23 protein-coding genes are annotated in these 26,190 nt (G+C 60.3%); 6 read left to right on the forward strand and 17 right to left on the reverse strand.

Annotation, left to right across the window (positions count from 1 at the left end; genetic code table 11):
* Positions 1 to 4: 4 nt before the first annotated feature.
* Both V9L13_RS27060 and nhaA read right to left on the reverse strand, forming a co-directional pair.
* Positions 5 to 1,198 carry an S-type pyocin domain-containing protein gene (locus V9L13_RS27060; protein ID WP_338800975.1) on the reverse strand — a complete coding sequence of 398 codons (1,194 nt, stop codon included), beginning with the start codon at positions 1,196 to 1,198 and terminating at the stop codon, positions 5 to 7.
* A 306-nt stretch (positions 1,199 to 1,504) separates the two neighbouring features.
* A complete protein-coding gene (gene nhaA / locus V9L13_RS27065; RefSeq protein WP_338800977.1) occupies positions 1,505 to 2,692 on the reverse strand; it encodes a Na+/H+ antiporter NhaA in 1,188 nt (395 codons plus the stop codon).
* Between the two features lie 169 nt (positions 2,693 to 2,861).
* Here nhaA and V9L13_RS27070 point away from each other — a divergent pair, with 169 nt between their 5' ends.
* Positions 2,862 to 3,959: a PLP-dependent cysteine synthase family protein gene (locus V9L13_RS27070; RefSeq protein WP_338802908.1), complete on the forward strand. Its 1,098-nt coding sequence runs from the start codon at positions 2,862 to 2,864 to the stop codon at positions 3,957 to 3,959.
* Between the two features lie 139 nt (positions 3,960 to 4,098).
* On the opposite strand, the gene V9L13_RS27075 is transcribed toward V9L13_RS27070, so the two are convergent.
* The 3 genes from V9L13_RS27075 to V9L13_RS27085 all read right to left on the reverse strand — a co-directional run bounded on the left by V9L13_RS27075 (position 4,099) and on the right by V9L13_RS27085 (position 7,122).
* Positions 4,099 to 5,712, reverse strand: coding sequence for an NAD(P)/FAD-dependent oxidoreductase (locus V9L13_RS27075; protein ID WP_003222357.1), 1,614 nt, complete (start codon positions 5,710 to 5,712; stop codon positions 4,099 to 4,101).
* Between the two features lie 97 nt (positions 5,713 to 5,809).
* The gene (locus V9L13_RS27080) at positions 5,810 to 6,463 is read right to left on the reverse strand and encodes a membrane protein (RefSeq protein WP_003222359.1); all 654 of its coding nucleotides are present in this window, start codon (positions 6,461 to 6,463) and stop codon (positions 5,810 to 5,812) included.
* 59 nt (positions 6,464 to 6,522) lie between these two features.
* On the reverse strand, positions 6,523 to 7,122 hold the full coding sequence (locus V9L13_RS27085) for a short chain dehydrogenase (protein ID WP_003222362.1): 600 nt from the start codon (positions 7,120 to 7,122) through the stop codon (positions 6,523 to 6,525).
* A gap of 103 nt (positions 7,123 to 7,225) precedes the next feature.
* Between V9L13_RS27085 and V9L13_RS27090 the strand changes: the two genes are divergently transcribed.
* Positions 7,226 to 8,140, forward strand: a complete 915-nt coding sequence (locus V9L13_RS27090) for a LysR family transcriptional regulator (RefSeq protein ID WP_338800979.1) — start codon at positions 7,226 to 7,228, stop codon at positions 8,138 to 8,140.
* A gap of 107 nt (positions 8,141 to 8,247) precedes the next feature.
* Here V9L13_RS27090 and V9L13_RS27095 read toward each other — a convergent pair whose 3' ends face one another.
* The 4 genes from V9L13_RS27095 to V9L13_RS27110 are packed head-to-tail and all read right to left on the reverse strand — an operon-like array spanning position 8,248 to position 10,697.
* The gene (locus V9L13_RS27095; RefSeq protein WP_103520435.1) at positions 8,248 to 8,724 is read right to left on the reverse strand and encodes a DoxX family protein; all 477 of its coding nucleotides are present in this window, start codon (positions 8,722 to 8,724) and stop codon (positions 8,248 to 8,250) included.
* On the reverse strand, positions 8,721 to 9,479 hold the full coding sequence (locus tag V9L13_RS27100) for a DNA-binding domain-containing protein (protein WP_338800980.1): 759 nt from the start codon (positions 9,477 to 9,479) through the stop codon (positions 8,721 to 8,723). Before V9L13_RS27100 ends, V9L13_RS27095 begins: the two co-directional genes overlap by 4 nt.
* Complete coding sequence (locus V9L13_RS27105; protein ID WP_338800981.1) at positions 9,476 to 10,363, reverse strand: DUF692 domain-containing protein; 888 nt, start codon at positions 10,361 to 10,363, stop codon at positions 9,476 to 9,478. Before V9L13_RS27105 ends, V9L13_RS27100 begins: the two co-directional genes overlap by 4 nt.
* A gap of 25 nt (positions 10,364 to 10,388) precedes the next feature.
* On the reverse strand, positions 10,389 to 10,697 hold the full coding sequence (locus V9L13_RS27110) for a DUF2282 domain-containing protein (RefSeq protein ID WP_086803514.1): 309 nt from the start codon (positions 10,695 to 10,697) through the stop codon (positions 10,389 to 10,391).
* Between the two features lie 300 nt (positions 10,698 to 10,997).
* On the opposite strand from V9L13_RS27110, the gene V9L13_RS27115 reads away from it, so the two are divergent.
* Entirely contained in the window at positions 10,998 to 12,701 is a 1,704-nt protein-coding gene (locus V9L13_RS27115) for a DUF2599 domain-containing protein (RefSeq protein ID WP_338800982.1), read from the forward strand.
* 32 nt (positions 12,702 to 12,733) lie between these two features.
* Complete coding sequence (locus V9L13_RS27120) at positions 12,734 to 13,972, forward strand: DUF2599 domain-containing protein (RefSeq protein ID WP_338800983.1); 1,239 nt, start codon at positions 12,734 to 12,736, stop codon at positions 13,970 to 13,972.
* A gap of 182 nt (positions 13,973 to 14,154) precedes the next feature.
* On the opposite strand, the gene V9L13_RS27125 is transcribed toward V9L13_RS27120, so the two are convergent.
* The 5 genes from V9L13_RS27125 to V9L13_RS27145 form a co-directional block, all read right to left on the reverse strand.
* Positions 14,155 to 14,856, reverse strand: coding sequence for an ABC transporter ATP-binding protein (locus V9L13_RS27125; protein WP_003222380.1), 702 nt, complete (start codon positions 14,854 to 14,856; stop codon positions 14,155 to 14,157).
* The gene (gene livG / locus V9L13_RS27130) at positions 14,857 to 15,624 is read right to left on the reverse strand and encodes a high-affinity branched-chain amino acid ABC transporter ATP-binding protein LivG (RefSeq protein ID WP_003222381.1); all 768 of its coding nucleotides are present in this window, start codon (positions 15,622 to 15,624) and stop codon (positions 14,857 to 14,859) included.
* Complete coding sequence (locus V9L13_RS27135; RefSeq protein WP_338800984.1) at positions 15,621 to 16,877, reverse strand: high-affinity branched-chain amino acid ABC transporter permease LivM; 1,257 nt, start codon at positions 16,875 to 16,877, stop codon at positions 15,621 to 15,623. The genes livG and V9L13_RS27135 overlap by 4 nt, the downstream gene beginning before the upstream one ends.
* Positions 16,874 to 17,797, reverse strand: a complete 924-nt coding sequence (gene livH, locus V9L13_RS27140; protein ID WP_003222384.1) for a high-affinity branched-chain amino acid ABC transporter permease LivH — start codon at positions 17,795 to 17,797, stop codon at positions 16,874 to 16,876. Before livH ends, V9L13_RS27135 begins: the two co-directional genes overlap by 4 nt.
* 230 nt (positions 17,798 to 18,027) lie before the next feature.
* A complete protein-coding gene (locus tag V9L13_RS27145) occupies positions 18,028 to 19,155 on the reverse strand; it encodes a branched-chain amino acid ABC transporter substrate-binding protein (RefSeq protein WP_338800985.1) in 1,128 nt (375 codons plus the stop codon).
* Between the two features lie 352 nt (positions 19,156 to 19,507).
* On the opposite strand from V9L13_RS27145, the gene V9L13_RS27150 reads away from it, so the two are divergent.
* On the forward strand, positions 19,508 to 19,813 hold the full coding sequence (locus V9L13_RS27150) for a DUF2288 domain-containing protein (RefSeq protein ID WP_338800986.1): 306 nt from the start codon (positions 19,508 to 19,510) through the stop codon (positions 19,811 to 19,813).
* Positions 19,814 to 20,108: 295 nt separating this feature from the next.
* On the opposite strand, the gene V9L13_RS27155 is transcribed toward V9L13_RS27150, so the two are convergent.
* Positions 20,109 to 22,307: a hypothetical protein gene (locus V9L13_RS27155; RefSeq protein WP_103485739.1), complete on the reverse strand. Its 2,199-nt coding sequence runs from the start codon at positions 22,305 to 22,307 to the stop codon at positions 20,109 to 20,111.
* Positions 22,308 to 22,502: 195 nt separating this feature from the next.
* Between V9L13_RS27155 and V9L13_RS27160 the strand changes: the two genes are divergently transcribed.
* Positions 22,503 to 23,399, forward strand: a complete 897-nt coding sequence (locus V9L13_RS27160) for an NAD(P)-dependent oxidoreductase (RefSeq protein ID WP_338800987.1) — start codon at positions 22,503 to 22,505, stop codon at positions 23,397 to 23,399.
* Here the strand turns inward: V9L13_RS27160 and V9L13_RS27165 are convergent.
* Both V9L13_RS27165 and V9L13_RS27170 read right to left on the reverse strand, forming a co-directional pair.
* Positions 23,290 to 25,572 carry a bifunctional diguanylate cyclase/phosphodiesterase gene (locus tag V9L13_RS27165; protein WP_338800988.1) on the reverse strand — a complete coding sequence of 761 codons (2,283 nt, stop codon included), beginning with the start codon at positions 25,570 to 25,572 and terminating at the stop codon, positions 23,290 to 23,292. The two genes, V9L13_RS27160 and V9L13_RS27165, sit on opposite strands and share 110 nt — an antisense overlap.
* A 148-nt stretch (positions 25,573 to 25,720) precedes the next feature.
* The gene (locus tag V9L13_RS27170) at positions 25,721 to 26,089 is read right to left on the reverse strand and encodes a YkgJ family cysteine cluster protein (protein ID WP_338800989.1); all 369 of its coding nucleotides are present in this window, start codon (positions 26,087 to 26,089) and stop codon (positions 25,721 to 25,723) included.
* Positions 26,090 to 26,190: the final 101 nt, after the last annotated feature.

A 26,190-nucleotide genomic window follows, 5' to 3' on the forward strand; every position in this document is an offset into this window, starting at 1 on the left:
TCCCTTAATTTCTAGAGGTTCTTCTATCCGGCTCGGCGGGCCCGGTTTGTTCGCCAGTAATATGATTGAACTCACCCAAATGAGTGGTTCCCAGTTTGTCGTATTTTTCTACAGCATTGCTTTTGTAATCCCATTCATAGATCCGACCTTTGCGGTCTACCCAGCGTGCTCGCCGCTTTCCTCCACCCTGAACCGATGACTTGGACTTCACTCTGACCGCATCAGGAAACGCAGGTAGCGTCTTTGGGTGGTCGTAGTAGGCATGGTCGCGAGCTCGACTGAGCACAATGTAAACCGGCTTAACCCCCGAATCCGCCGGAAACACCAAAATGAAATCCCGATACTCCGGCGGATAAACCGGGTTCACCAGAATCCCGTCCGCCGCTTTCGTCGGTGGGTATACCCAGATATGCGGTGCCTGCGGAGCGGCCTCCAGCGCGGGGATGCCGAGGATGTCGGAGCCGTCCACGGCGGGCGTCCAGATCAGTTCGATGCCTTCGCCGAGGTCTGCGACAAAGCGGTTATCACGTGCGGTGAACTGCGCGACATCGACCATTTCCCAGTCGCGATTCTTGCCGGTGTAGAAACCATAACCCTTGAGGCTGCCGTCGGCCTGTTGTTCGACATGCAGGCGCACGCGGGTTCGAGCCTGTTTGAGGGCGAGCAACTGGTCTTCGGTGTAGAGGGCGCTGTCGCCCAGGTTCGATGGCATGAGCAACGCCACCAGCCCGACCAAAGGGGTCACAACGGCGGCGGAAGCGATGGCGGGCAATGCCTTGAACGCCTCACCCGCAAGGGCGAAGGTGCCCAGGCCTGCCGGGATGGCAGTGCCGCTGATTTTCTTGAGTGGAACGCCGCCGCTGTCATCGGCTTCACGGCCGCCGAGCAGGACCAGATCTCCGTAATCCTTCAGGCTGTCAGTCGGCACCATCCCCGAAGGATTCGAGTAATCGATGATCGCGTCCGGCAACTTGCAGGACTTGGCGAACACGCACCCGGCACGCACGGGATCAGGCTTTTTCGCCGCAACCTCGCGGCTGCGCTCGAAGGCCTCCTGCCGCGCCAGCATGGCGTCGTATGCGTTTTGTCGAGCGTCGCGCTCGGCCAGTTCAGTGGCCGTCATATAGCGGTAGGTGACGTGATGACCGTCGCCCGCCGGTGGGTTGGGAACCCGGGGAATGTCCTTGTTGCGAGCCACTGAGCGTCCTTTCGTTCATCCATCGTCAACCCTTCGAAAGGGCTGCGCGACGTTAACGAAAGCAGGCAGAGGGTGGCTGTAGGACGCATCTCTAATGGGCTGGGGATTGTTCGCTATTTGTCAGGCAAGCCAGGCCTGTGGTGAGGGGATTTATCTCCGGGATTGTTCGCTGGTTTTCAGACGAGCCTGGACTTGTGGCGAGGGAGCTTGCTCCCGCTGGGCTGCGCAGCAGACCCGGGATATTGGGATCGCTTCGCGCTCCAGCGGGAGCAAGCTCCCTCGCCACAACGAGCCCATTCACAGGTCCTATGCAGGTGAATGTGCGTTATGGCGACTCGCCGCCGCCGTCACCGCATACCCGATCAACGCCGCCAGAATCGAACCGGTCAGAATGCCCATCCGGTCCATGCCGGCGTAGTCGCTCACGCCCGGTTCAAAGGCCAGCGAGCCGACAAACAGGCTCATGGTGAAACCGATGCCGCAGAGGATCGCCACGCCCAGTACCTGACCCCAATTGGCACCTTGGGGCAGAGCGGCGATGCCGATTTTCACCGCCAGCCAGGTCAGGCCGAACACACCGACGGTTTTGCCCAGCAGCAAGCCGATGGCGATACCCATGGGGACGTGATGGGTGAAGCTTTCGACGGTCACCCCACTCAGCGACAGCCCGGCGTTGGCGAAGGCGAACAGCGGCAGAATGCCGTAGGCCACCCACGGATGAAGCGCGTGTTCGAGGGTCATCAATGGCGAGGGTTCGGCATTTTTCGTGCGTAGCGGGATGCAGAACGCCAGCGTGACCCCGGCCAGTGTCGCGTGAACCCCGCTCTTGAGCACGCACACCCACAGGATCAGACCGATGATCATGTACGGGCCGAGCTTGACCACGCCGAGCCGGTTCATCGCCACCAGCGCTGCGATGCATGCCGCCGCCAGACCCAGCGACAGGCTCGAGAGTTCGCCGGAATAGAAGACCGCGATGATCACGATGGCGCCGAGGTCGTCGATGATCGCCAGCGTCATCAGAAACAGTTTCAGCGACACCGGCACACGCTTGCCCAGCAGCGCCAGTACGCCGAGGGCGAAGGCGATGTCGGTGGCGGTGGGAATCGCCCAGCCGTTCAGGGCGGGCGGGTTGTCACGATTGAGCAGCCAGTAGATCAACGCAGGCACCAGCATGCCGCCGACCGCCGCTGCTCCCGGCAGGACGATCTGCGATGGTTTCGACAGCTGCCCGTCGAGCACTTCGCGCTTCACTTCCAGACCGATCAGCAGGAAGAACAGTGCCATCAGGCCGTCGTTGATCCACAGCAGCAGCGGCTTGGCGATTTTCAGCGCACCGATCTGCGTCACCACCGGGGTGTCGAGAAACCCGGTGTACAGCCATGACAGCGGTGAGTTGTTGATGATCAGGGCGAGGATGGCGGCGGCAATCAATAGCAAGCCGCTGGCCGCTTCCAACTGAAAGAAACGGGTAAAGGTTCTGCGCAGCGGCAAGGTCACTCTCCATCTACATGGCATAAGGTCAGACACGCACTTGCACAGAGCCTAGCAGTTGGCGGATATATTGAGGCTCAGCTGTATCTGTGAGGCCTGTAGGTTTTTTCCTATGCTTGGCGGCTGAGCCTGTGACGAGGCAATTTCTGCCCGAATCAACGAGAGCATGATCATGAGCGACAACCGCCAGTGGGCCCGCGAAGCCATCCGCATTATCGAAGCGGACTTCCAGCGCAGCGCCGACACCCATCTGATCCCCTTGCCGCTACCGGGTTTCCCGGGTATCGAGTTGTATTTCAAGGATGAGTCCAGTCATCCCACCGGCAGCCTCAAGCATCGCCTGGCGCGGTCGTTGTTCCTGTATGCGTTGTGTAACGGCTGGCTCAAGCCCGGCGCGCCGGTGATCGAGGCGTCCAGCGGTTCGACGGCGATTTCCGAGGCGTATTTCGCGCGCATGCTCGGTTTGCCGTTCATTGCGGTGATGCCGGCGACCACCTCGAAAGAGAAAATTGCGCAGATCGCTTTCTACGGTGGCCAGAGCCATCTGGTAAAGGATCCGACGCAGATTTACGCCGAATCCGAACGTCTGGCCCGCGAGCATGGCGGCCACTTCATCGACCAGTTCACCTATGCCGAGCGGGCCACCGACTGGCGGGCGAACAACAACATCGCCGAGTCGATCTTCCAGCAGATGCGTTTCGAGCAACATCCCGAACCGAGCTGGCTGATTTCCAGCCCCGGCACCGGCGGCACCACCGCGACCCTGGGTCGTTACGTGCGTTATCGCCAGCATTGCACCCGGGTGCTGTGCGCCGACGCCGAGCGTTCGGTGTTTTTCGATTACTACCAGACCGGCGACGCGAGTCTGCGCCTGGATTGCGGTTCGCGAATTGAAGGCATTGGCCGGCCACGGGTCGAGGCGTCGTTCCTGCCCAAGGTGATCGATGCGATGGTCAAGGTGCCGGACGCCTTGTCTCTGGCGGCCATGCATTATCTGGCGCAGCGTCTGGGACGGCATGTCGGCGGGTCGAGCGGCACCAACCTGATCGGCGCGCTGATGGCAGCGCAACAGATGAAAGCGACGGGGGAGTCGGGATCAATCGTGGCGATACTGTGCGATGGTGGCGAGCGGTATGCCGACACCTATTACGATCAGGCCTGGCTGAAGGCGCAGGGCTATGAGCTGGAGGGGTTGATGGCGGCAGTGGCGGCGAGTGCCGAGAAAGGTGAGGCGCTGCCGACCTCGGTGTTGCGCGCCAATATCTAAAGCCAAACGCGGAAACCAATGTGGGAGCGGGCTTGCTCGCGAATGCGTCGGGTCAGTCAACATCTTCGTCGACTGACACACTGCATTCGCGAGCAAGCCCGCTCCCACAGGAGGTTGGTGTTACTTCAAGACAGATGTATCAGGCTTCCAGACCGAGAATGTCCCGCGCCACGGCCTCGGCAATCCGAATCCCGTCGACACCCGCCGACAGAATCCCGCCCGCATAACCCGCGCCTTCACCCGCCGGGAACAGACCTTTGACGTTCATGCTCTGCAGCGACTCGTTACGCGTGATGCGCAGCGGCGACGAGGTGCGAGTCTCGATGCCGGTCAACACCGCATCGTGCAGCGAGTAACCGCGAATCTGCTTCTCGAACGCCGGCAACGCTTCACGAATCGCTTCGATGGCAAAGTCCGGCAGGGCCAGAGCCAGGTCGCCCAGGGCCACGCCCGGTTTGTACGACGGCTCGACTTCGCCCAGTTCGGTCGACGGGGTGCCATTGATGAAGTCGCCGACCAGTTGCGCCGGGGCCTTGTAGTCGCTGCCGCCGAGGATGAACGCGTGGGATTCCAGACGCTCCTGCAACTCGATACCGGCCAGCGGGCCGCCCGGGTAATCGACTTCCGGGGTGATGCCGACGACGATCCCGGAGTTGGCGTTGCGCTCGTTACGCGAGTACTGGCTCATGCCGTTGGTGACCACGCGATTCGGCTCGGACGTGGCCGCCACTACGGTGCCGCCCGGGCACATGCAGAAGCTGTAGACCGAACGACCGTTCTTGGCGTGGTGCACCAGTTTGTAGTCGGCAGCACCGAGTTTCGGGTGGCCGGCGTACTTGCCCAGCCGCGCACGGTCGATCAGTGACTGCGGGTGTTCGATGCGGAAACCCACCGAGAACGGCTTGGCTTCCATGAATACGCCACGGCTGTGGAGCATGCGGAAGGTGTCACGGGCACTGTGGCCGAGGGCCAGGACCACGTGTTTCGAATGCAGGGTTTCACCGCTCGCCAGTTCGACGCCGACCAGTTGGCCGTCTTCGATCAGCACGTCGGTGACGCGCTCCTGGAAACGCACTTCGCCGCCCAGGGCGCGGATCTCTTCACGCATGGTCTCGACCATGCCGGTCAGACGGAACGTACCGATGTGCGGTTTGCTGACGTAGAGGATTTCTTCCGGCGCGCCGGCCTTGACGAACTCGTGCAGGACTTTGCGGCCAAGGAACTTCGGATCCTTGATCTGGCTGTACAGCTTGCCGTCAGAGAACGTACCCGCGCCGCCTTCGCCGAACTGCACGTTGGACTCGGGGTTGAGCACGCTTTTACGCCACAGGCCCCAGGTGTCCTTGGTGCGCTGACGGACTTCGGTGCCACGTTCGAGGATGATCGGCTTGAAGCCCATCTGAGCCAGCAACAGGCCGGCGAAGATCCCGCACGGGCCGAAACCGACCACGATCGGGCGCTGGCTCAGGTCGCTCGGCGCCTGCCCGACGAATTTGTAGCTGACATCCGGCGCCACGTTGACGTTACGGTCGTCGGCGAACTTGCCCAGCACCTTGGCCTCGTCGCGCACGGTGAGGTCGATGGTGTAGATGAAGCACAGTTCGGAGGACTTTTTTCGCGCGTCGTAGCTGCGCTTGAACAAGGTGAAATCGAGCAAATCATCGCTGGCGATGCCCAGGCGCTGCACGATGGCGGCACGCAGGTCTTCTTCGGGATGGTCGATTGGCAGCTTGAGTTCGGTGATTCGTAACATGGCGAGGATCCGGATTCGCGGGGCGCACAACTGCGCCAGGGCGTTTGAAGGCCGCGATTATAAGCCGCAAAGGCCGGATCCGGTGAGGCTAAAACGCTCAGTCGTTACGCGATCCGCCGAAATACCCGCAACCACGCTCGACCTTGCCGTCGATGCGCAGTTCGGCGCTCATGTGCTGCACGCTGCCGGTGCTGCTGTCGACGCAGCGCTGCGGCGCGACCCACAACTCGATGCGTTGGTTGTTGGCTTCGCTGCTGAGGTTGAAGCGACCGTCGCCCAGTTGCTCTTCGACATAAGGCACGGCCAGTGCCGGCTGGCCTTCACGATCGATGACCATGCCCTTGCCGCTGACTTTGACGTTCCACTCGGGACCGTGGCCGGCGGCACGCAGGATCAACAGTTTGAAATTCGGGTCATCGCACGCGGTGCCGGAGCGCTCGACGCGATACAACTGGCCAAGGTCGAGCCGGTCGCCGGCGATCTTCCCGCGCACATCGGCAAACAGCTTGCCCTGCTGATCGGCGAGGGTCGCGGCCTCTTGCAGCACGCTGGTGCCGCCGATGTCGTTGACCACGTACTGACGCTGTTCGCCACAGGGCTGGAACACCAGTTTGCCGTCGGCCGCCGTCAACTGCCCCTGCATCCGGGTTTGCCCGACGTGGGAAGCACTTTCACGCGGGCCATCGAGCAATTGGCAGGCGGCGAACAACGGCAGCAGGGCAACAACGATCAACGAACGGGCAACACGCATCTTCGGCTCTCCAGACAAGTGCCGCCACGTTACGCAGGCTGACCGTTGATCACAAGGGTTTAGCCCACGTGAAAGGTCTGACCGGTTTGCAGGCCTTCGACACTTTTGGCGTAGGCCAATGCCACATCGGCTGCCGGAACCGGCTTGTAGCCACGGAAGTACGGGGCGTAGCTGCCCATGGCTTCCAGCAGCACGGTCGGGCTGATCGAGTTGACGCGCAAGCCACGCGGCAATTCGATGGCGGCGGCTTTGACGAAACTGTCCAGGGCGCCGTTGACCAGTGCTGCCGAGGCGCCGGAGCGGATCGGGTCGTGGCTGAGCACGCCGGTGGTGAAGGTGAACGAGGCGCCGTCGTTGGCATATTCGCGGCCGATCAGCAGCAGGTTGACCTGGCCCATCAGCTTGTCTTTCAGGCCCAGGGCGAAGCTGTCGGCGTTCATCTCGCCGAGTGGGGCGAAGGTCACGTTGCCGGCGGCGCAGACCAGCGCGTCGAACTTGCCGGTCTGCTCGAACAGCTTGCGAATCGACGCGCTGTCGCTGATGTCTACCTGGAAATCGCCGCTGTTGCGACCGATACGAATGACTTCGTGACGCTGGCTCAGCTCTTTATCCACGGCCGAACCGATGGTGCCGGCGGCACCGATCAACAGAATCTTCATGGGCTGTTCCTCAATGGGTTGAATGAGGTTTCAGTCTAGAGTGGTTTTTTCTGCGGATAAGCGCACTAATAGGCAACCTTTGGTTTTCAAATGGAAACAATCCATGAGCGAAATGGATGATCTGGCGGCGTTTGCGGTGTTGATCGAGGCCGGCAGTTTTACCCTGGCGGCGCAGCAACTGGGTTGCAGCAAGGGCCAGTTGTCCAAACGCATCAGTCAGCTGGAAGCACAGTTTTCCGTGGTGTTGCTGCAACGCACGACGCGCCGTCTGAACCTGACTGCCGCCGGCGCCGCTTTGCTGCCGCAGGCGCAAGCGCTGGTCGTTCAGGTGGAGCGCGCGCGTCAGGCATTGGCGCGCTTGAAGGACGACATGGCCGGGCCGGTGCGGATGACGGTACCGGTGTCGCTGGGGGAAACGTTTTTCGATGGCCTGCTGCTGGAGTTCTCGCAGAAATACCCCGAGGTGCAGATCGAGCTGGAGCTGAACAACAGCTATCGCGACCTGTCCCGGGATGGGTTTGATCTGGCTATCCGCAGCGAAGTGGCCAATGACGAACGGCTGGTGGCCAGGCCACTGCTGGCGTGGCAGGAAATGACCTGTGCCAGCCCGGCGTATCTTGAGCAGTTCGGCGAACCTCTGAGCCCGCAGGAGCTGGTCGAGCACCGTTGCCTGCTCAACAGTCACTACAGTGGTCGCGAGGAATGGCTGTATCACCAACAGCACGAATTGCTGCGGGTGCGGGTGTCGGGGCCGTTCGCCAGCAACCATTACAACCTGCTGAAGAAAGCCGCACTGGCCGGCGCTGGTATCGCCCGTTTGCCGTCGTATCTGCTGCAAACGGAATTGGCTGACGGTCGGTTGCGCTGGCTGCTGCGCGACTTTCAGACGCGCCGGATGCCGATGTATCTGGTGCATCCTTATCAGGGCGGTTTGCCCAAGCGCACGCAAGTGCTGGCGGATTATCTGATTGGCTGGTTCAAGCGCAGCGGCGAGGCGCTGGATCGCCTTCAGCGCTAACTCATTTCCTGTAGGAGTGAGCCTGCTCGCGATTGCGTAAGCAAATTCAACAGAAATGTTAGCTGGATTACCGCTATCGCGAGCAGGCTCACTCCTACAGTTGGTGGTCAACTGGCAAAACGTCGTGCGATCAGGTGATCGATCGACAATTTCCCCGGCCCGGTCGCCATCAGGTACAGCAACACCGCCGCCCAGGTGCCGTGGGTCGGGTAGGCATCGGGATAGACGAACACCTCGATCACCAGTGTCATGCCCAGCAGCGCCAGCGCTGAAAATCTCGTGGCGAAGCCGATCAATATCAGCACCGGAAAGAAGTGCTCGGCAAACGCCGACATGTGCGCGGCGATTTCCGGTGACAGCAGCGGCACGTGGTATTCGCTCTGAAACAACGGAATCGTCGAGTCCGCCAAATGTGGCCAGCCGAGTTGCAAGGTGCCGTCGATCAAATCGATGGCCAGCCCCTCGACCTTGGTCTGCCCGGACTTCCAGAACACCGCGGCTATCGAGAACCGCGCGATGAAGGCGATCAGGCTGTGGGGGATTTTTTCCATGAGCCCGATGGCGCGAGTGATGAGGTTGTTCATGGCGATACCTTGTTGTTCAGGTCGGTGATGGCGTTGTGGCCGATCAGCAGGGCGAGCGTCTGCGGCAGATCGAAGGGCGGGCTGTTTTGCGCAGCTTGCAGCAGCGGTTGGTGGTTGAGCAGGTGGCGGATAAACACGCTGGCGCCGTGATCGAGGGTAAAGACCTCGACTTCGAGTGCGTTGCGCAGCACCAGTGCGTGTTGGCCTTGATGGACGTCGATGCCCGCCAGCGTCGCGTCTCCTTGATGCGCCGCCCAGATCGAAACCACCGCGTAGGCCGAATCGAGCAGGTGCAGCGAGGGATGCAGGGCGATGGTCAGTTTGGCCAGTGTGTGCGGATCGGCCAGTGCAGCGCTGATCTGTTGCGCATTGACCGCCAGCGCATCGGCGGCGTGATAGGCGCGGGTGCGCTGGCGTTCGAGCCGTGCGACGTCGGCCAGATAAGGGACGCCGGCCGCCGGTTCGAAGGCGCCAATGAAGTCCGCCAGACCGTCGCCGTAACGGCTCATCAACGGACTGCGCGGCGGCTGCTGCTGGATGAAAATGCTGGCCATGCCACGGAAAAACTCCTCGCCGACCAACTGCTGCACCACCGGGTAACTGTCGGCCAGCGCGTTGATCAACGAACCTTGCACGTTATTGCGATACACCGAGAATCGGCTGGCGGGATCAGCACCGTTAACGCTGCACAGGCCAGCGGGGCAGGGCCGGCGAGTGTCGAGCAGGGCGGCGCTGAAGTCGGCTTGAGTGCTCATGGCTGATTCCCGGCGTGCAGCAATAACGCTTCGGCCTGCTGCGCCTCGGCCAGCAGCACATTGAACGCCGGAACCTGATTGTCCCGTTCGATCAAGGTTGCCATCGGGCCGATTCGTTCGAGCGCCAGCCGGTACAACGCCCAGACCGCGTCATCAATCGGCGCGCCGTGATCGTCGATCAGCAAACGGTCGCCGAGGCTGTCGGCATCTTCGGCGAACCCGGCCAGATGAATCTCGCCGACCGCGTGCAAAGGCAGCGCGTCGAGGTAGGTCAGTGGATCGCGTTGATGATTGACGCACGAGACGTAGACGTTGTTGACGTCGAGCAGCAGACCACAGCCGCTGCGGCGGATCACCTCGGTAATGAACTCCGGCTCATCGATGGTCGAGCGTTCGAACCCGAGATAGGTCGCTGGATTTTCCAGGAGCATCGGGCGCTTGAGGCTGTTCTGCACCTGGTCGATATGCGCGCAGACGCGGTTCAGGGTCGGAGTGTCATACGCCAGTGGCAGCAGGTCATTGAGGAACACCGGGCCGTGGCTCGACCAGGCCAGGTGTTCGGAAAAGGATTGCGGTTGATAGCGCTCGATCAGCGTTTTCAGGCGTTGCAGGTGTTGAGCATCCAGCGACCCTTCGGCCCCGATGGACAGCCCGACACCGTGCAGCGACAGCGGATACTGCTCGCGGATCAACCCGAGAAAATGATGAAACGGACCGCCGTCGACCATATAGTTTTCGGCGTGGACTTCAAAGAAACCGATGTCCGGTCGGGTGCCGAGCACTTCAACAAAGTGCCCGGTCTTGAGCCCCAGCCCCGCGCGGGGCGGGAGCCCGCAGAGGGCTGCCCGAGTGCGCGGTGGGACAGTTTCGCGGGTGGTCAACATGAGCGTCACTCGGGCAGGCAATGGTTCAGGACTTGGCTTTGAAGGCTTCCATCTGACCGAAACCGGTCGGCGAGGTCTTGCTCTCGGTGGTGGTGCAGGTGCCTTTTGGCACGAACTTCCACGAGTTGGCCTGGTAGTCCATCTTCGCTGTGCCGGCACAGGTGGTGCCTGCGCCCGCGGCGCAATCGTTGTGACCCTTCATGGCCACGCCGAAGCATTTTTCCATGTTGCTGTTATCGGCGGCATTGGCGCTGGAAACGGCAGTCATGCTCAGGGCAGAACCAAGAGCCAGAACCAGGGCAGCGGCGGACAGGGTGCGAGTGGTAGTCATGATGTTTCTCCAGATTTGAGCTTGGGTTTTACAAGCGAAGTGCGCTTGCTTACCCCACTAGAGAACGCTCATGGCGATGCGTTACAGCGCAGTGCAAATTTTTCAGAAAATTCTTCGAACACGGCAATCCACTGTGGGAGCGGGCTTGCTCGCGAAGGCGTAGTGTCAGACGCCATTGATGTTTGATGACACACCGCCTTCGCGAGCAAGCCCGCTCCCACACTGGATTGTGTTCACTCTCGCCTGTTCTATAGTCATTTCAACGGCCAACTCTGACAGGCCGATTTACCAGGACGGTATCTTATGACGAAGGATCGCTCAGACTCTGCTGCGCTATCGCGCAAAGCTTCATCGTTTGCTCTGGCCTGCACGCTGCCCCTGTTGGTTTCCACGGTTAACGCTCAGCCACAAACCGACCCGCTGGACACGCTCAAGCGCATCAACAGCAACTACAACACCCTCAAGGACGCTTGCCAGGAACCCGATACCGGTGCTGCGCGCGGGCTGTATTACTGCAGCGGCGTGACCTTGCGCATGGTCAATGACGGGCCGTTCAACCCGTGGGATTACAGCCCCTATGCGATCAAGATCGGCGCGACGTCCTACTCGTGGATCCGCAAGGATCTGAGCACACGCATTCTGATTCACCCTGCCGGTTTCATCCTGCGCACGCCCACCGATGCCGCGGCATTGAAGCTGCCGGTCAAAGAGCAGGGCTTTACCTGCATCTATGCGTTCGATGGCGGCACCGGGCCGGAGCGCAAGTGGTATGGCTGCGGTTTCTTCGACAGCCGCGAACCGCCGCGCGCGGCGCAAGGCACGATGAACAATCGCAATGCCGCACTGGCTTATGGCACTTGCGCGGAGGCCGGTGTAACCACCGCCGAGCAGTGGACGCAGAAATACACCGGGCTGATGAAGGGGCCGATCCAGTACGGCCAATGTTCGTGGAACGCGGAAAAACCCAGCGACTGGCACGCGATGATCCGCGTGCACGAGTCGCGGCCGAACACCACCAACAAGGATCCTTTTGCCTTCAGTGCCCAGGTCAACGAGTTCATGTTGAAGAACGCTACCGCGACCAACGATGGCAGCGAAAACATGAAGTACATCGATGCTTTCATCTACAACGTCAACAGCACGCAGAACTTCGCCACCCGCGGTGATCAGGCGCCGCCGAAGCCGGAGAACGGCCTGAACAGCGCGCGCAATTTCCAGAAAAAACTTCAGGCTCAGGGCTACAGCGTGCCGATCCTGCGCCTGGATTTCACCAAGCCTGCAGAGCAGCGCTTCAGCTACGTCGCCGCCGATCAGGCGATCGACGAAATGGTGATGGGTGGCGCCCCGGCGGCCAGGTACATTGCCGATGCCGTGTGGGTCGAGCGTTACGACCCGGGCAGCAAGAAAAACGAATGGTCGCTCAAGGTCACACCGACCGCCGAGGGCAAGGCGATTCAGGCCAGCAACCAGGACGCCGTTTATCAGGAGCTGTTCACGCTGCGTGGCGCCGACAGCCAGTGGCGCGACAACGAGAAAGCCGCAGGCAGCATGCGTCAGCAATTGAGCTGTCTGGTGCAGAACTATCCGGCCAAGACCGAGTGGAACCTGGAACCTTTCCGCCCCGTGGTCAGCCCGCAGGAAGCGGCAAAGGCCGGATGCAATCCAGTGGCAGCCCCGACGCCGCAGTACATCGCTTCGGCTGACTGGATCAAGCGTTACGACCCCGGCACCCGCAAGGATGAATGGAGCCTGAGCATCGTGCCCACGGCAGCGGGGCGCGCCTTGCCCAACGAACAGCTCGGCGCCTTGTACGAGCAGTTGTTCGCCCTCAAGGGCGCGGACAGCAACTGGCGCGACAACGAAACCTCAGCCGGCAGCATGCGCCAGCAATTGGGGTGCGTCCTGGCCAACTATCGCAACAAGACGCCGTGGAATCTCGAGCCGTTCAGGCCGGCGTTATCGGAGGCCGAGACCCGGGCCGCCGGTTGCAACCCCGTTCCCCGTTGAGTGTGTGTTGGCTAATCAAGGAGATGCAAGCCATGAAAAGATGTCTGGTCAGGACTGTTCCACTGCTGATCTTGCCGCTGCTGTTGCACGCGACTGCGGCCACTGCCGAATCCTGTGCGGAGACGCTGAAAAAAGTCGAAACGCTGTACAACAACACCGTCGACAGTTGCGGGCAGGATCCCGCGTCGGACTGTTCGGGGCTGCTGGTTCGCGGCACGCACCGCGCCGATCCGGCCAAAGGGCAAAAGTGGGACGTGTGGAATCCCAGCCCGAAAGCCGTGGAGCTGGGTACGTTTGCTGCCTCGTTCATGCGGGCCGACGGCATCAGTTATGAAGACCCGGGCATGAGCACGCAGAACGGCTACCTGATTACGCCCCGGGATCTAGTGAAAGACCCCGAGACGCCAGTGCACGTCTACTGCGCGTTTCCCAACGATGCCTGGACCGACTTTCGCAACGACCGTGGCTGTGGCGACAACAAGAACACCGCCCCGACCGAGGCAGTCTGCCAGGCCATGAAGCCACCTATCACGAGTCCGAGTGCCTGGGTGGCGCACTTCACCCAATTCAACAACAACCGCCAGCAAGACCAGTTGCAGTGCGGCTTCAACATGCGCAATCCGATGAGCAGCAAGGAGCGGGTCGACGCCTTTCGCAATTTCATGGGCGCGCGCAAGGTCATCAACAGCCGCGAATTTCAGACCCAGACCGAGCTGCGCCTGGGCAACCCGAAAACCGATGAACTGCCGATTCTGGCGTTTTTCTACAGCGATCAGCGCGGCTTGAATGATGCCTTGGCCAATCAAAAGGATTACAAGGCCAAGACCGGCAAGGATCGCAACATCATCAAGATCGACTTCCCGAAAACCCCGGTCGCCAAGGCCACATTCTCGTGCATCCAGACCTCGACGCCGAGCGCGCCAAAATTCTGCGACAAGTACATCGAGTCCAGCACCTGGGTACAACGTCCCGACCCGAAACTGGGGCCGAAGACCTGGTCGCTCTCGGTAGTACCGACCGCGTGTGGTCGGGCGATCAAGGACGACCAGACCGACCGGATGTTTGCCGAGCTGTACAACAAGCACAAGGACGATCCGCAGTGGCGCGAATACAGCGTCAATGGCGGGTCATTGCGGCGGCAGATGGTTTGCCATCTGGCAGCTACCTACGAGGGCAAGCCTGTGAGGAACAAGCCTGAGTGGAACCTTGAGCCGGCACGGCCTTATGTCGATCAGGCCACCGCTGTAGCCCAACACTGCAATCCGTACTGACGGCTTTTGATTGTGTGGGAGCGGGCTTGCTCGCGAATGCGATGGATCAGTCAGCACATAGGCTGAATGTAAAATCGCTTTCGCGAGCAAGCCCGCTCCCACAGGGGATCTGTGTTGGATTCAAACTATCTGCCAGGCACAAAAAACGGCCCGAAGGCCGTTTTTCTGTTCAGTGAAAAGCCTCAACCGCCGAGGTACGCCTCGCGCACTTTCGGGTCGGTCAACAGGGCTTCACCGGTGCCTTGCATCACCACGCGGCCGTTCTCCAGAACGTACGCACGGTCGGCGATTTTCAGCGCCTGGTTGGCGTTCTGTTCGACCAGGAACACCGTTACACCGTCCTTGCGCAGCTGTTCGATGATGTCGAAGATCTGCTGGATGATGATCGGTGCCAGGCCCAGCGACGGCTCGTCGAGCAGCAGCAGTTTCGGCTTGCTCATCAGCGCGCGGCCGATGGCAAGCATCTGCTGTTCGCCACCGGACATGGTGCCGCCGCGCTGGTTGAAGCGTTCTTTCAGGCGCGGGAACAGGCCGAGGACCTTGTCCATCTGCTCCTGATAGTCGCCCTTGTCGGTGAAGAAACCGCCCATCGACAGGTTTTCTTCGACGGTCAGACGGGCGAACACCCGACGACCTTCCGGCACTACGGCGATGCTCTTGCGCATGATCTGCGACGAGTCCTGGCCAACCAGTTCCTCACCCATGTAGCGGATGCTGCCGCTGTGCGCCTGCGGCGAACCGCAAAGCGTCATCAGCAGCGTGGACTTGCCGGCACCGTTGGCGCCGATCAGGGTCACGATCTCGCCCTGACGGACTTCGACGTTGACGCTGTGCAGGGCCTGGATCTTGCCGTAGAAGGTGGAAACGTTTTCGAACTGCAGCATTTACGCTTCCCCCAGGTAGGCTTTGATCACTTCAGGATTGTCGCGGATCTGATCCGGCGTGCCGTCGGCCAGAGGCGTGCCCTGGTTGATCACGACGATGTGGTCGGAAATGCTCATGACCAGTTTCATGTCGTGTTCGATCAACAGCACGGTCACGTTGTGCTCTTCACGCAGCACGCTGATCAGCGCCTTGAGGTCTTCGGTTTCCTTCGGGTTCAGGCCGGCGGCCGGTTCGTCGAGCATGAGGATCCGTGGGCGGGTCATCATGCAGCGGGCGATTTCCAGACGCCGTTGCTGACCGTAGGCCAGGGTGCCGGCGGTACGGTTGGCGAACTCTTTCAGGTTGACCTTTTCCAGCCAGTACTCGGCATATTCCATGGCCTCGCGCTCGCTCTTGCGGAACGCCGGGGTCTTGAACAGGCCGGCCAGGAAGTTGGTGTTCAGGTGACGGTGCTGGGCGATCAACAGGTTCTCGACCGCCGTCATGTCCTTGAACAAACGCACGTTCTGGAAGGTGCGAACCACGCCCTTGAGGGCGATCTTGTGCCCCGGCAGGCCCTGGATCGGCTCGCCGTCCAGCAGGATGCTGCCACCCGATGGCTGGTAGAAACCGGTCAGGCAGTTGAACACGGTAGTCTTGCCCGCGCCGTTCGGCCCGATCAGCGCCACCACTTGTTTTTCCTTGACGGTCAGGGCCACGCCATTGACCGCCAGCAAGCCGCCGAAGCGCATGCTCAGGTTTTCGACTTTAAGGATCTCGCGGCTCATTTTCGCAACTCCATGTGTGGGCGTTGCATCGGCAGCAGACCTTGTGGACGCCAGATCATCATCAACACCATCAGCGCACCGAACATCAACATCCGGTATTCGCTGAACTCACGCATCATTTCCGGCAACAGGATCATCACCACGGCCGCGAGAATCACGCCCAGTTGCGAGCCCATGCCACCCAGCACGACGATGGCGAGGATGATCGCCGACTCGATGAAGGTGAACGACTCCGGTGTGACCAGACCCTGACGGGCAGCGAAGAAGCTCCCGGCGAAACCGGCGAAGCTTGCCCCCAGGGTGAACGCCGACAGCTTGATGATCGTCGGGTTGAGACCTAGCGCACGGCAGGCGATTTCGTCTTCACGCAGCGCTTCCCACGCGCGGCCGATCGGCATGCGCAGCAAACGGTTGATGATGAACAGCGCCGCCAGTGCCAGCACCAGGGCCACCAGGTAGAGGAAGATCACCTTGTTGATCGAGTTGTATTCGAGGCCGAAATATTCGTGGAAGGTTTGCATGCCTTCCGCCGCTTTACGTTCGAAGGTCAGACCGAAGAACGTCGGTTTCTCGATGTTGCTGATGCCGTTCGGACCGCCAGTGATATCGGTCAGGTTACGCAGGAACAGGCGGATGATTTCGCCGAAACCCAGGGTCACGATCGCCAGATAGTCACCGCGCAGACGCAGCACCGGGAAGCCCAGAAGGAAGCCGAACGTCGCCGCCATCAGACCGGCAATCGGCAGACAGATCCAGAAGCTCAGGCCGTAGTAGTGCGACAGCAGCGCGTAGCTGTAGGCGCCGACGGCGTAGAAACCGACGTAACCGAGGTCGAGCAGACCGGCCAGACCGACGACGATGTTCAGACCGAGGCCGAGCATCACGTAGATCAGGATCAGCGTCGCAATGTCCACCGCGCCACGGGAGCCGAAGAACGGCCACACCAGTGCACCGAGGATCAGCGCAATGATGATGTAGCGTTGGGTGGTCGGCAGGGTCAGGAAGTTGCTGGCCTTGGCCGGGATCAACGGCAGGCCCGGCGAGGATTTCCACGCCTTGCTGATCTGTTGGTTGAACAGCACGCGCAGGAACATCAGCACCGAGCACACGGCGATGGTCGCCAGAATGGCCGGGCTGGTGCCGTGCACTTCGAGGTTGATGCCGACGATGGTCAGTTTCAGACCGAGTACCGGATACGCAACCGCCCAAACCAAGAGCGCACTGAAGAGTGCTTGCTTAAGATTTTTAGTCATACCTTCTCAACCTCCGGACGGCCCAGAATGCCGGTCGGACGGAACAACAGCACCAGAACCAACAAGCCGAAAGCCACGACGTCCTTGTACTGGTCGCCGAAGATATCGGCGCCAAAGGCTTCCGCCACCCCGAGCACCAGCCCGCCGAGCATCGCGCCGGGGATGCTGCCGATGCCGCCGAGTACCGCAGCGGTGAAGGCTTTGAGACCGACGAGGAAACCAGCGTTCGGGTTGATCACGCCGTACTGCATGCTCAGCAGCACAGCAGCGACGGCTGCCAGCGCAGCACCGATGACGAAGGTCAGGGCGATGATGTTGTTGGTGTTGATGCCCAGCAGGTTGGCCATCTTGATGTCTTCGGCGCAGGCACGGCAGGCGCGACCCAGGCGAGAGCGGGAGATGAACAGCGTGAGGCCGAGCATGGCGACCAGGGTCACCACGAACACCACGATTTGCATGTAGGAAATCAGCACTTCATGTGCGCCACCTGGCCCGATGGAGATGTTGCCGGGGATCAGGTTGGGGATGGATTTGTCCTTGGAGTCTTGCGCGAGCAGAACCGTGTTCTGCAGGAAGATCGACATACCAATCGCGGAAATCAGCGGGATCAGACGGTTGCTGCCGCGCAGGGGGCGGTAGGCGATCCGTTCGATGCTGTAACCGTAGGAACTGGTGACGACGATGCTCGCGATGAACGCGGCGGTCATCAACAGCGGGACGTTGTCGATTCCCATCATGGCCAGCCCGGCGATGGCGATGAACGCCACGTAGGAACCGATCATGTACACCTCGCCGTGGGCGAAGTTGATCATTCCAATGATGCCGTAGACCATCGTATAGCCGATGGCGATCAGGGCATACGTGCTGCCAATGGTCAGGCCATTAACCAGCTGTTGGAAGAAGTGATAGATGTCAGGCATTACAACGCTCCTAAAAACCTGATACGCATTTCACTGGTGGAGTCATTTTCCCGCCCGGCCCCGTGGATCTTTATCCACTTCGAATCCGGGTTTTGCCAGCGAACCGCTGATGACGGTTTTGAGATTTTCAGGTGGGGAGACTGGCGGATCACGCCAGCGCGGCCCATACATTCGTAAAACAAAGCCCACGGCACGCCGTGGGCTTTATTGGCAGTCAGTCAGGGCGCGCCTTACTGAGGCGAAACTTCAGTTTTCGGTTTGCCGAAGTGCCACTCGTAAACCACAAATTTGAAGTCCTTCAGGTCGCCCTTGGCGTCGAAGCTCAGGTCGCCGGTAGGGGTCTTGAAGGAGCCTGCGTGAATGGCTGCGGCCACTTTGGCCGGGTCTTCGGATTTGGCTGCGGTGATACCGCCGGCAATCACTTCAACCGCCGAGTAGGAAGGGAACACGAACGGGCCGCTCGGATCTTCTTTCTTCGCCTTGAAGGCATCAGCCAGGGCAACGTTGGCCGGATCCTGGTCGAAGGATTTCGGCAGGGTCACCAGCAGGCCTTCGGAGGACTCTTTGGCGATCTGCGAAATGGAGTCATTACCCACGCCTTCCGGACCCATGAACTTGGCTTTCAGGCCTTTTTCCTCGGACTGACGCAGGATCAGACCCAGTTCCGGGTGGTAGCCGCCGTAGTAGACGAAGTCGACGTTGGCTTGCTTGAGTTTGGCGATGATCGAGGAAAAGTCCTTGTCGCCGGCGTTGATGCCTTCGAATACCGCGACTTTCACGCCGTCTTTTTCCAGCGTCTGTTTAACCGCGGTGGCGATGCCTTCACCGTATTGCTGCTTGTCGTGCAGCACAGCGACGACTTTCGGTTTGACGTACTTGGCAATGTAGTTACCGGCGGCAGGGCCCTGGGCGCTGTCCAGACCGATGGTGCGGAAGATCATTTTGTAACCACGGGCAGTGATGTCCGGGCTGGTGGCAGCCGGGGTGATCATCACGATGCCTTCGTCTTCGTAGATGTCCGAAGCAGGCTGAGTGGAGCTGGAGCACAGGTGACCGACCACGAACTTGACGCCGTCGTTGACGACCTTGTTCGCGACCGCTACGGCTTGTTTCGGATCGCAGGCATCGTCGTATTCAACGGCTTCGAGTTTCTTGCCGTCGACGCCGCCCTTGGCGTTGATCTGCTCGATGGCCATGCGGGCGCCACTGAACTGCATGTCGCCGTATTGGGCTACAGGACCGGTCTTAGGGCCGGCGATACCGATCTTGATGGTGTCAGCGGCGAACGAATGGCTGGCAACCCCGGCCAGAACCATAGCGGCAAACAGTTTGGAAATCTGCTTAGTAGCCTTAGTCATAGTGCTCCACTCTTACTGTTGTAATTTTTTTGAGTTCTGGCGCCGTAGCAGCAGAACCGGGTCAGATACCTTTGCGATACCCTCCGGAAATGCCCCCGGCAACTGTACCGGTACAGTGTAGAGCGCCGGTTGTTGGCCTGGGAAGCTGGCGCCAGGGGGCAAAACTTGTGGGTGTCGCATTTTTGAATGAAAAAGACAGAATTGCGGCGGGGCTTTCCTGGGGCTTATGCCCCAAACAGCAGCATTCCTTGGCGTTCCTGCTCTTTTCGTTCGGTGAAGCCATTTGCAACCGGGTTTTTCTGCCGGACCACCGACGTTATCATTCGCGTCGATTTCTTTTCCGGACAGTCCCATGAATCAAGAACCTAGCACCCTCTATGCCAAGCTGCTTGGTGAAACCGCATCTATTACCTGGAAAGAGCTGGAGCCGTTCTTCGCCAAGGGTGCCCTATTGTGGGTCGACCCGGCCCTGGATTTGATTGCTGCCGCCGAGGCCGTGGCATCGGACGATGGCGAGAAAGTCGCCGCCTGGCTGGCTGAAGACAAACTCGCCAAGCTGTCTGAAACGCGGGCGCTGGATATTTTCGAGCGCGACCCTCAGTTGTGGGCGGTGGTGGTGAGTCCGTGGATTCTGATCCAGGAAAGGGCGCAGGTCTGAAGGGGTGCACCTTTGTAGTGCGTGCCGTCATCCGCGAAAAGTGTGTAGCCGAGTAGCGTGATGGCACGTTGCCGTAGAGAAAGGCCACAAGCGTGGGTGGCCTCACGGTGACGTAAACGTAACGGGAACAGTTTATTGAGCAGCCTGAGGGCTGCTTAATTGTTTCTGGATATTGGAACGACTGAGATTTTCAGGGAATTTGAGGGCCTCTTCGCGAGCAAGCTCGCTCCCACATGAGAATGCATTTCCCTGTAGGAGCGAGCTTGCTCGCGAATGGGGGCGACTCGGTCTGACTTTAGACCGAGTAAGTCTTCCCGGTATGGTTATTCAGGGAAATAACCTTGGTCTTGCCGATCCGGTGACGGTAGATCTCGCGCAGGTACTTGATCGCTTTCTTCACGCAATCACGCGACAGGCGAATGTCGTTGATCGAGACGAACTTGTCCTTGTCGTTGATCAGCTCGCGGTACTTCTTCTCGTACATCGGTTTGATCGCGTACCAGTTGGTGTCGAGGATCTTCGCCGGGTTTTCGAACTCGTTGAGCAGATCGTCGATGCGGTCTTCGTCGAAGTCTTCATTGATGATGAAGTCGAGGATCGAGTTGTCCAGGGTCTCGTCGAAACGGTACGGGGTCTTGGCAAAGCAGCGCTTGATGAACGCCACGATCAACGTCAGGAAATCATCCGACAGGCACGGGCTCTTGGCGATCAAAGTGGTCAGCGACAGGTTGGCCGAGGCGCCGATCACCAGTGCATAGCGCTTGAGCGTGGTGTTGGGGAACAGGCTGTTGAGGTGGGTCTTCAACCGGTTCAAGTCCATGTACGACAGTTTGTAGTCCTTCGGCAGCGAGACGATCGAGACCACCGACGAGCAGTTCTTGAAGAAGTGCAGGTCGTGCAGCGCGGCGGCGTCGTAGCCGGAATTCTTGTACTGCTCCAGCGAGGCGCGATAGCGCTTGGATTCGATCGGCAGCAGGCTGATGCCTTCGATGGCCTGGGTGACTTTGTTGAAGTGCGGCAGGTCGATCGAACGGAAGAACAGATCATCGATGTTCAGACGCTGCGGCTCTTTGTCGAACACCTTGAACTTGTCGCTGCTCGGCGGCGGGGTTTCCGGCACCACCGATTCGGCGTAGGCAATCGCCACCGGGCCGGCCAGACTCATGAACAGGTCGTTGGCGTCCAGTCGAATGGTTTCGCCGATGTCGATGCCGGCGCGACGGAAGTAGTTCTGGTCGTAGTCGGTGGTCACCGCCTGCGCCGTCAGAATGTTGAAGATCTGTTGCGAGATGTACTGGTTGGCGTGCTTCTCCATCGCATTGACATCAATGTTCTGGATGTTGCCGTCATCGCTCTCTTCGGCGTAACGCATGATGTCGTTGGAGATCAGCATCATCGCGTTCCATGGGCGGATACGGCCCATGACACTGGCTTCGCTGCTGTCTTCATTGGCGAAGTTGTAGGAGAAATCCCATTCTTCCGAGAGGTATTTGCACAGCAGGCGGCCGGCGTTGATGTGCAGCGCCTCGGACATTTCACTGCGGTGGTCGGAAATGTTCGGCAGCACGCAGATGCCGCTGGTGAAGATCGGCTCGAACACGAACGAATGCCCGCTCTTGCCGTCGTGCTCGTCCATCGGCTTGGTGTCGAACGTCTTGTTCATGTACGAGTGCTGCTGGGCCAGACCGAACTCCGAGGCCATGCCCGAACCGGTACCGCCGCCGGCACTGAAGATCGAGAAGTACAGGCGCGACTGGTTGGCCTTGATACCGCAGCTGTCGATCAGGTACGAGTGGATCATTTTCCAGTCAGGGCTGGAGAAACGCTGGGTATCCTTGTTGAGGATGATCTTCGCCAGATACTGGCCGAGGATCGGCGCGTTACCGGCGCCACCGGCGTGGACTTCGGACAAGTCCATGATCTTCATTTTGCTGTAGTCGCGCAGGAAGCCGCTTTTCTCGCCCTTGCGCGAGAAACGGATGCGCCCGGCGATATCCTTGTCGAGGTCACCGAGCATCACCAGCGGTTCGACGAGGAACACCGGTTTGCTCGACTTGTTCGGGCCGATCCGCAGGTTGTGCTTGATCCACTGGGCCGGGCTGTAGCCCTTGTCGGCCAGACGCCGATCCGCCGCACGGTCTTCGTTGTTGAATTCGTTGAGGTAGAACTTGCGCGCGTTGTACACCAGCTCCGCGACGTCGAGGGCGATGTTCGAGCCGCAGCGACCGAGGCCGATCAGGCACACCGAGGGAAATTCCTGGTCGTTGTGCTGTTCGTTGTCGCCTTCCAGGTGCGGCGGGCGCGGGAACACCAGGTCACGCAGACCGTCGAGGTTGTCGAGGATGCGGTCGGTGTTGGTTTCGGTGTAGTACAGGTATTGGTGAGTGCCCAGCGGGCGCGAAGGAGGCAATGGCTTCATCGGAGCCGGGCTGTTTGCCGCAGGGCTCAGGGTCAGATCGGATACCGCGGTGGCCGGATTGTTTTTAGAAGTCATTGTGCGCCATATACCTGGACTGGTTGGTCCGCTGACCAGTGTCAGCGAGCCTCACGGAATAAGATCTCGCGTCTTTTATTGCGCGAATTTGGCCCGGGCGTCAGGGGCTTGGCCTGATCGTCGCACGGGGGAATCCTTTCCTAATCGCTCATGAATCGGCCATTATTCAGTGATCTTTAATCAAAAAGAGGCGAAATGATGTCAACGCTCCCTTCGTTGGGTTTTGCCGGAATCGGCCTGATGGGCCTGCCGATGTGCCGCCGTTTGCTGGCTGCCGGCTACCCGTTGACCGTGTGGAATCGCAACCCGGCCAAGTGCGCGCCACTGGTCGAAGCAGGCGCCCGGCAGGTGGCAAGCCCCGCTGAACTGTGCGAACACGCGGACGTGGTGATGCTCTGTCTGGCCGACACGGCGGTGGTGCGCGAGGTGGTGTTTGGCGCCGGGGGTGTCGCTGAAGGTGCGAAAAGCGGCCAGTTGCTCGTGGACTTTTCCAGCCTCGAACCGACCGCTACCCGCGAAATGGCCACCGAGTTGGCCGACAAGACCGGGATGAGCTGGCTCGACTCACCGGTGTCCGGCGGCGTGGTCGGCGCCGAGGCCGGCAGTCTGGCGATCATGGTCGGCGGTGCGGCGGCGGATCTGGATCGGGTGCGCCCGGTACTGCTCAGCCTCGGTCAGCGCGTCACGCACATGGGCGGCATCGGCGCCGGGCAAGTGACCAAGGCTTGCAATCAGATGATCGTTGCCTGCAATGCGCTGGTGATTGCTGAAGTGGTGGCGCTGGCCGAGCAGGCCGGGGTCGATGCGCGCCTGATCGCCGAAGCGCTGGCCGGTGGTTTTGCCGATTCCAAACCATTGCAGATCCTCGCCCCGCAAATGGCCGAGAGCCGTTTCGAACCGGTGAAATGGCACGTGCGCACGCTGCTCAAGGATCTCGACACCGCGGTGAAATTCTCTCGCGAACAAGGCTCGGCCACGCCGATCAGCGGATTGGCCGCACAACTGATGCGCCTGCATGGGGCGCAGGGCTTTTTGCAGAAGGATCCAGCGACACTGGTACAAATGTACCGCGCGCCAGACTCAGCGGATTGACCGCGTGCGAGTGTTTGCGCTGATTGATTTCCTCAAGTACCGGGCGTAATTCGTTCAGCGGCACCGGGCGGCTCAGCAGGTAGCCCTGAATGAAATCGCAGCCTGAGCGCTCAAGAAACTCGTACTGCTCCAGGCTTTCCACGCCTTCGGTCACCACCTGCAAATGCAGGGTGTGAGCCATGACGATGATCGCCTGGACGATCTCCATGTCGGCGGTTGCCTTGGGGATGTCGAGGATAAAGGAACGGTCGATCTTCAGCGTGTTCAGCGGCAGGCGCTTGAGGTAGGCCAGCGATGAATAACCGGTGCCGAAGTCGTCGATCGACAGCGACACCCCGAGGGCGCGGATCTGCCGCAACAGCACCAGGGTGTTGGCGATGTTGCCCATCAGCGCGTTTTCGGTGACTTCCAGTTCCAGTCGTTCCGGCGCGACGCCTGCGGTGCGCAGCGCACTTTCGATTTCATCGGCGAGTTCTTCCCGGGCAAGATTGAGTGGCGAGCAGTTCCAGGCGATTTTCAGTTCGTCGCAGCCGTGGCGCGTCAGTTCGCCAAGGTCGGTGCAGGCCCGGCGCAGCACCCAGTTATCCAGCTCGGCGATCAGGCCGTTGGTTTCGGCAATTGCGATGAAACGATCCGGGGCCAGCAGGCCATGCACCGGGTGCTGCCAGCGAATCAGCGCTTCGAGCTTGGTCACCCGCCCGGTTTTCAGTTCGAAGATGGGCTGGTAGTAGAGCATCAGCCCGTTTTCTTCGCGCAGGGCGTGGCGCAGCTCTTCTTCCAGTTGCAGTTCAAGGCTGGCGCGGGTCTTCATGTTGGAACTGAAAAAATGCAGGCCGTTTCGCCCGGCACCCTTGGATTGATACAGCGCCAGATCCGCATGCTTGAGCAGTTCTTCGCAGGTGGTGCCGTCGTCGGGGAACAGGCTGATACCGATGCTGGTGGTCATCACCATGCGCCGTCCCGCCAGTTCGATCGGCTCCTTCATTTTCTGCATGATCCGCTGCGCCATGCCGCGCGCTTCTTCGCGGTCGTGCAGGCCGATCAGGATGCAGAACTCGTCGCCGCCGAAGCGTGCGACCACATCCTCATGACTGCGCACCGAACCTTTGATGTGATTGGCGATGACTTTGAGCAGGGCGTCACCGGCGTCATGGCCGAGGCTGTCGTTGATCCGCTTGAAGTGGTCGATGTCGAGAAACATCACCGCGAGCATGCCGCCTTCGCTGGTTTTCTGGCTGAGTTTCTCGGCGAAGATCTGGTTGAATCCACGGCGATTGATCAGGTTGGTCAGGGCGTCGTAGTTGGCCACTTGCTGCAGTGACATCCGCGCCTGATCGAGCTGCCCGAGCAGGGCGTTGACCCGGCGCAGGTCGTGCTCCTTGTTCTGCAGTTTCTTGTCGGCCAGGGCCGCACTGATCGCGCTGCCGAGAATCAGTAGGATGATCAGCGCGACCGTCAGGCCCAGTTGCAGATGGCTGGGGTCGGCGGCCATCGTCGGTGCTGTACCTTCGGGCAACACCAGGTGCAGCGCGGCCATGCCAGTGAAGTGCATGCTGATGATGCCGGCGCCGAGAATCACCGCAGCGGTGTATTTGAGTAATTGATGAAAACGCCCAGTGCCTTCACGCAGATAACCGGCGACCCACAACGCGGCGAAGCTGGCGCCGATGGCAATCACGATCGACAGGCAGAACAACAGGGGCTGGTAGTAGACGGTGGCCACCGAATGCATCGCCGCCATGCCGACGTAATGCATGCCGGCGATGCCCAGACCGATGACGATGGCGGTTTTCAGGTAGTGCACCAGGCTCGGCTGTGGATCACTCAAGGTGTGCATCGCCAGCCACGAGGCGAGCAGGGCTATCAGCAGGGAAAACAGAGTGATCGCCAGATCGTAGTGGACTTCGATCGGCGCCTGGAACGCCAGCATGGCGATGAAGTGCATGGCCCAGATGCCGCCGGCCAGGCACGAAGCGCCGATCCAGCGCCACACCCGTTGCGAGCCCGGGTCTTCGGCGTGACCGACCCGCTCGGCCATGTCGAGGGTGGCAAAACTCGCGGCGCAGGCGACCAGATAGGCCACCAGCACCAGCAAGGGGTTGTGTGTGCAATCGAGAATGACCTGCCCGCTCTCCGGCAGCTCGGTAACAAACTGCAAACCAAGCCACTCCATAGCATGCCCCGTCTCTGAAGTCGTCCCTACTGCGTCTTCAACGCAGGCGAATGACTGGAGTATAGAGGCGGTTTTTGCCATGCAAGCGGTAGTGGCACATTGGTGCCAACGATTTCGGCATGAGCTTTATAGCGATTGGCGCTAACTCTCAGGCGCTTTGCTCGTAAGGGATCTGATTCCAGTCAGGTTCAAGCGGCGGCAAGCCGAAGCGGGCGCGCGCCTTGTCGCAATCGACATTCTGTTCGCCGTTTTCCCAGGAAGCATCGAATTCGCGGCAAGGACTGGAGCGTTGCTCATAAATCGAGCACTGCACGTTACTGCCCACCTCACCGACCAGCGCCGTACAGCGCGGCGATTTGCAGTCGGTGCCGTTCATCGCCACCCGACTGGGGCTGATCTGCGTGACCAGTTCATCGGGCACTGTGCCGCCGGAGGAGGCGCATTCACCCCAGAAAAAAGACACGCGAAAATGGGAACAGCAGGCACCGCAATTCAGACACGGACTGACTTCGGACATGGGGAGGGCATCAAAGGGGTTGATCGGCGAATCCGGACGGATCCGGCGGCTATTCTAGGCTTCGCCATGGACTTGGGAAGGGGGGCGCGAAAGTATTTTTT

The organism is Pseudomonas sp. RSB 5.4, from assembly GCF_037126175.1.
Classification (GTDB): Bacteria; Pseudomonadota; Gammaproteobacteria; order Pseudomonadales; family Pseudomonadaceae; genus Aquipseudomonas; species Aquipseudomonas fluorescens_H.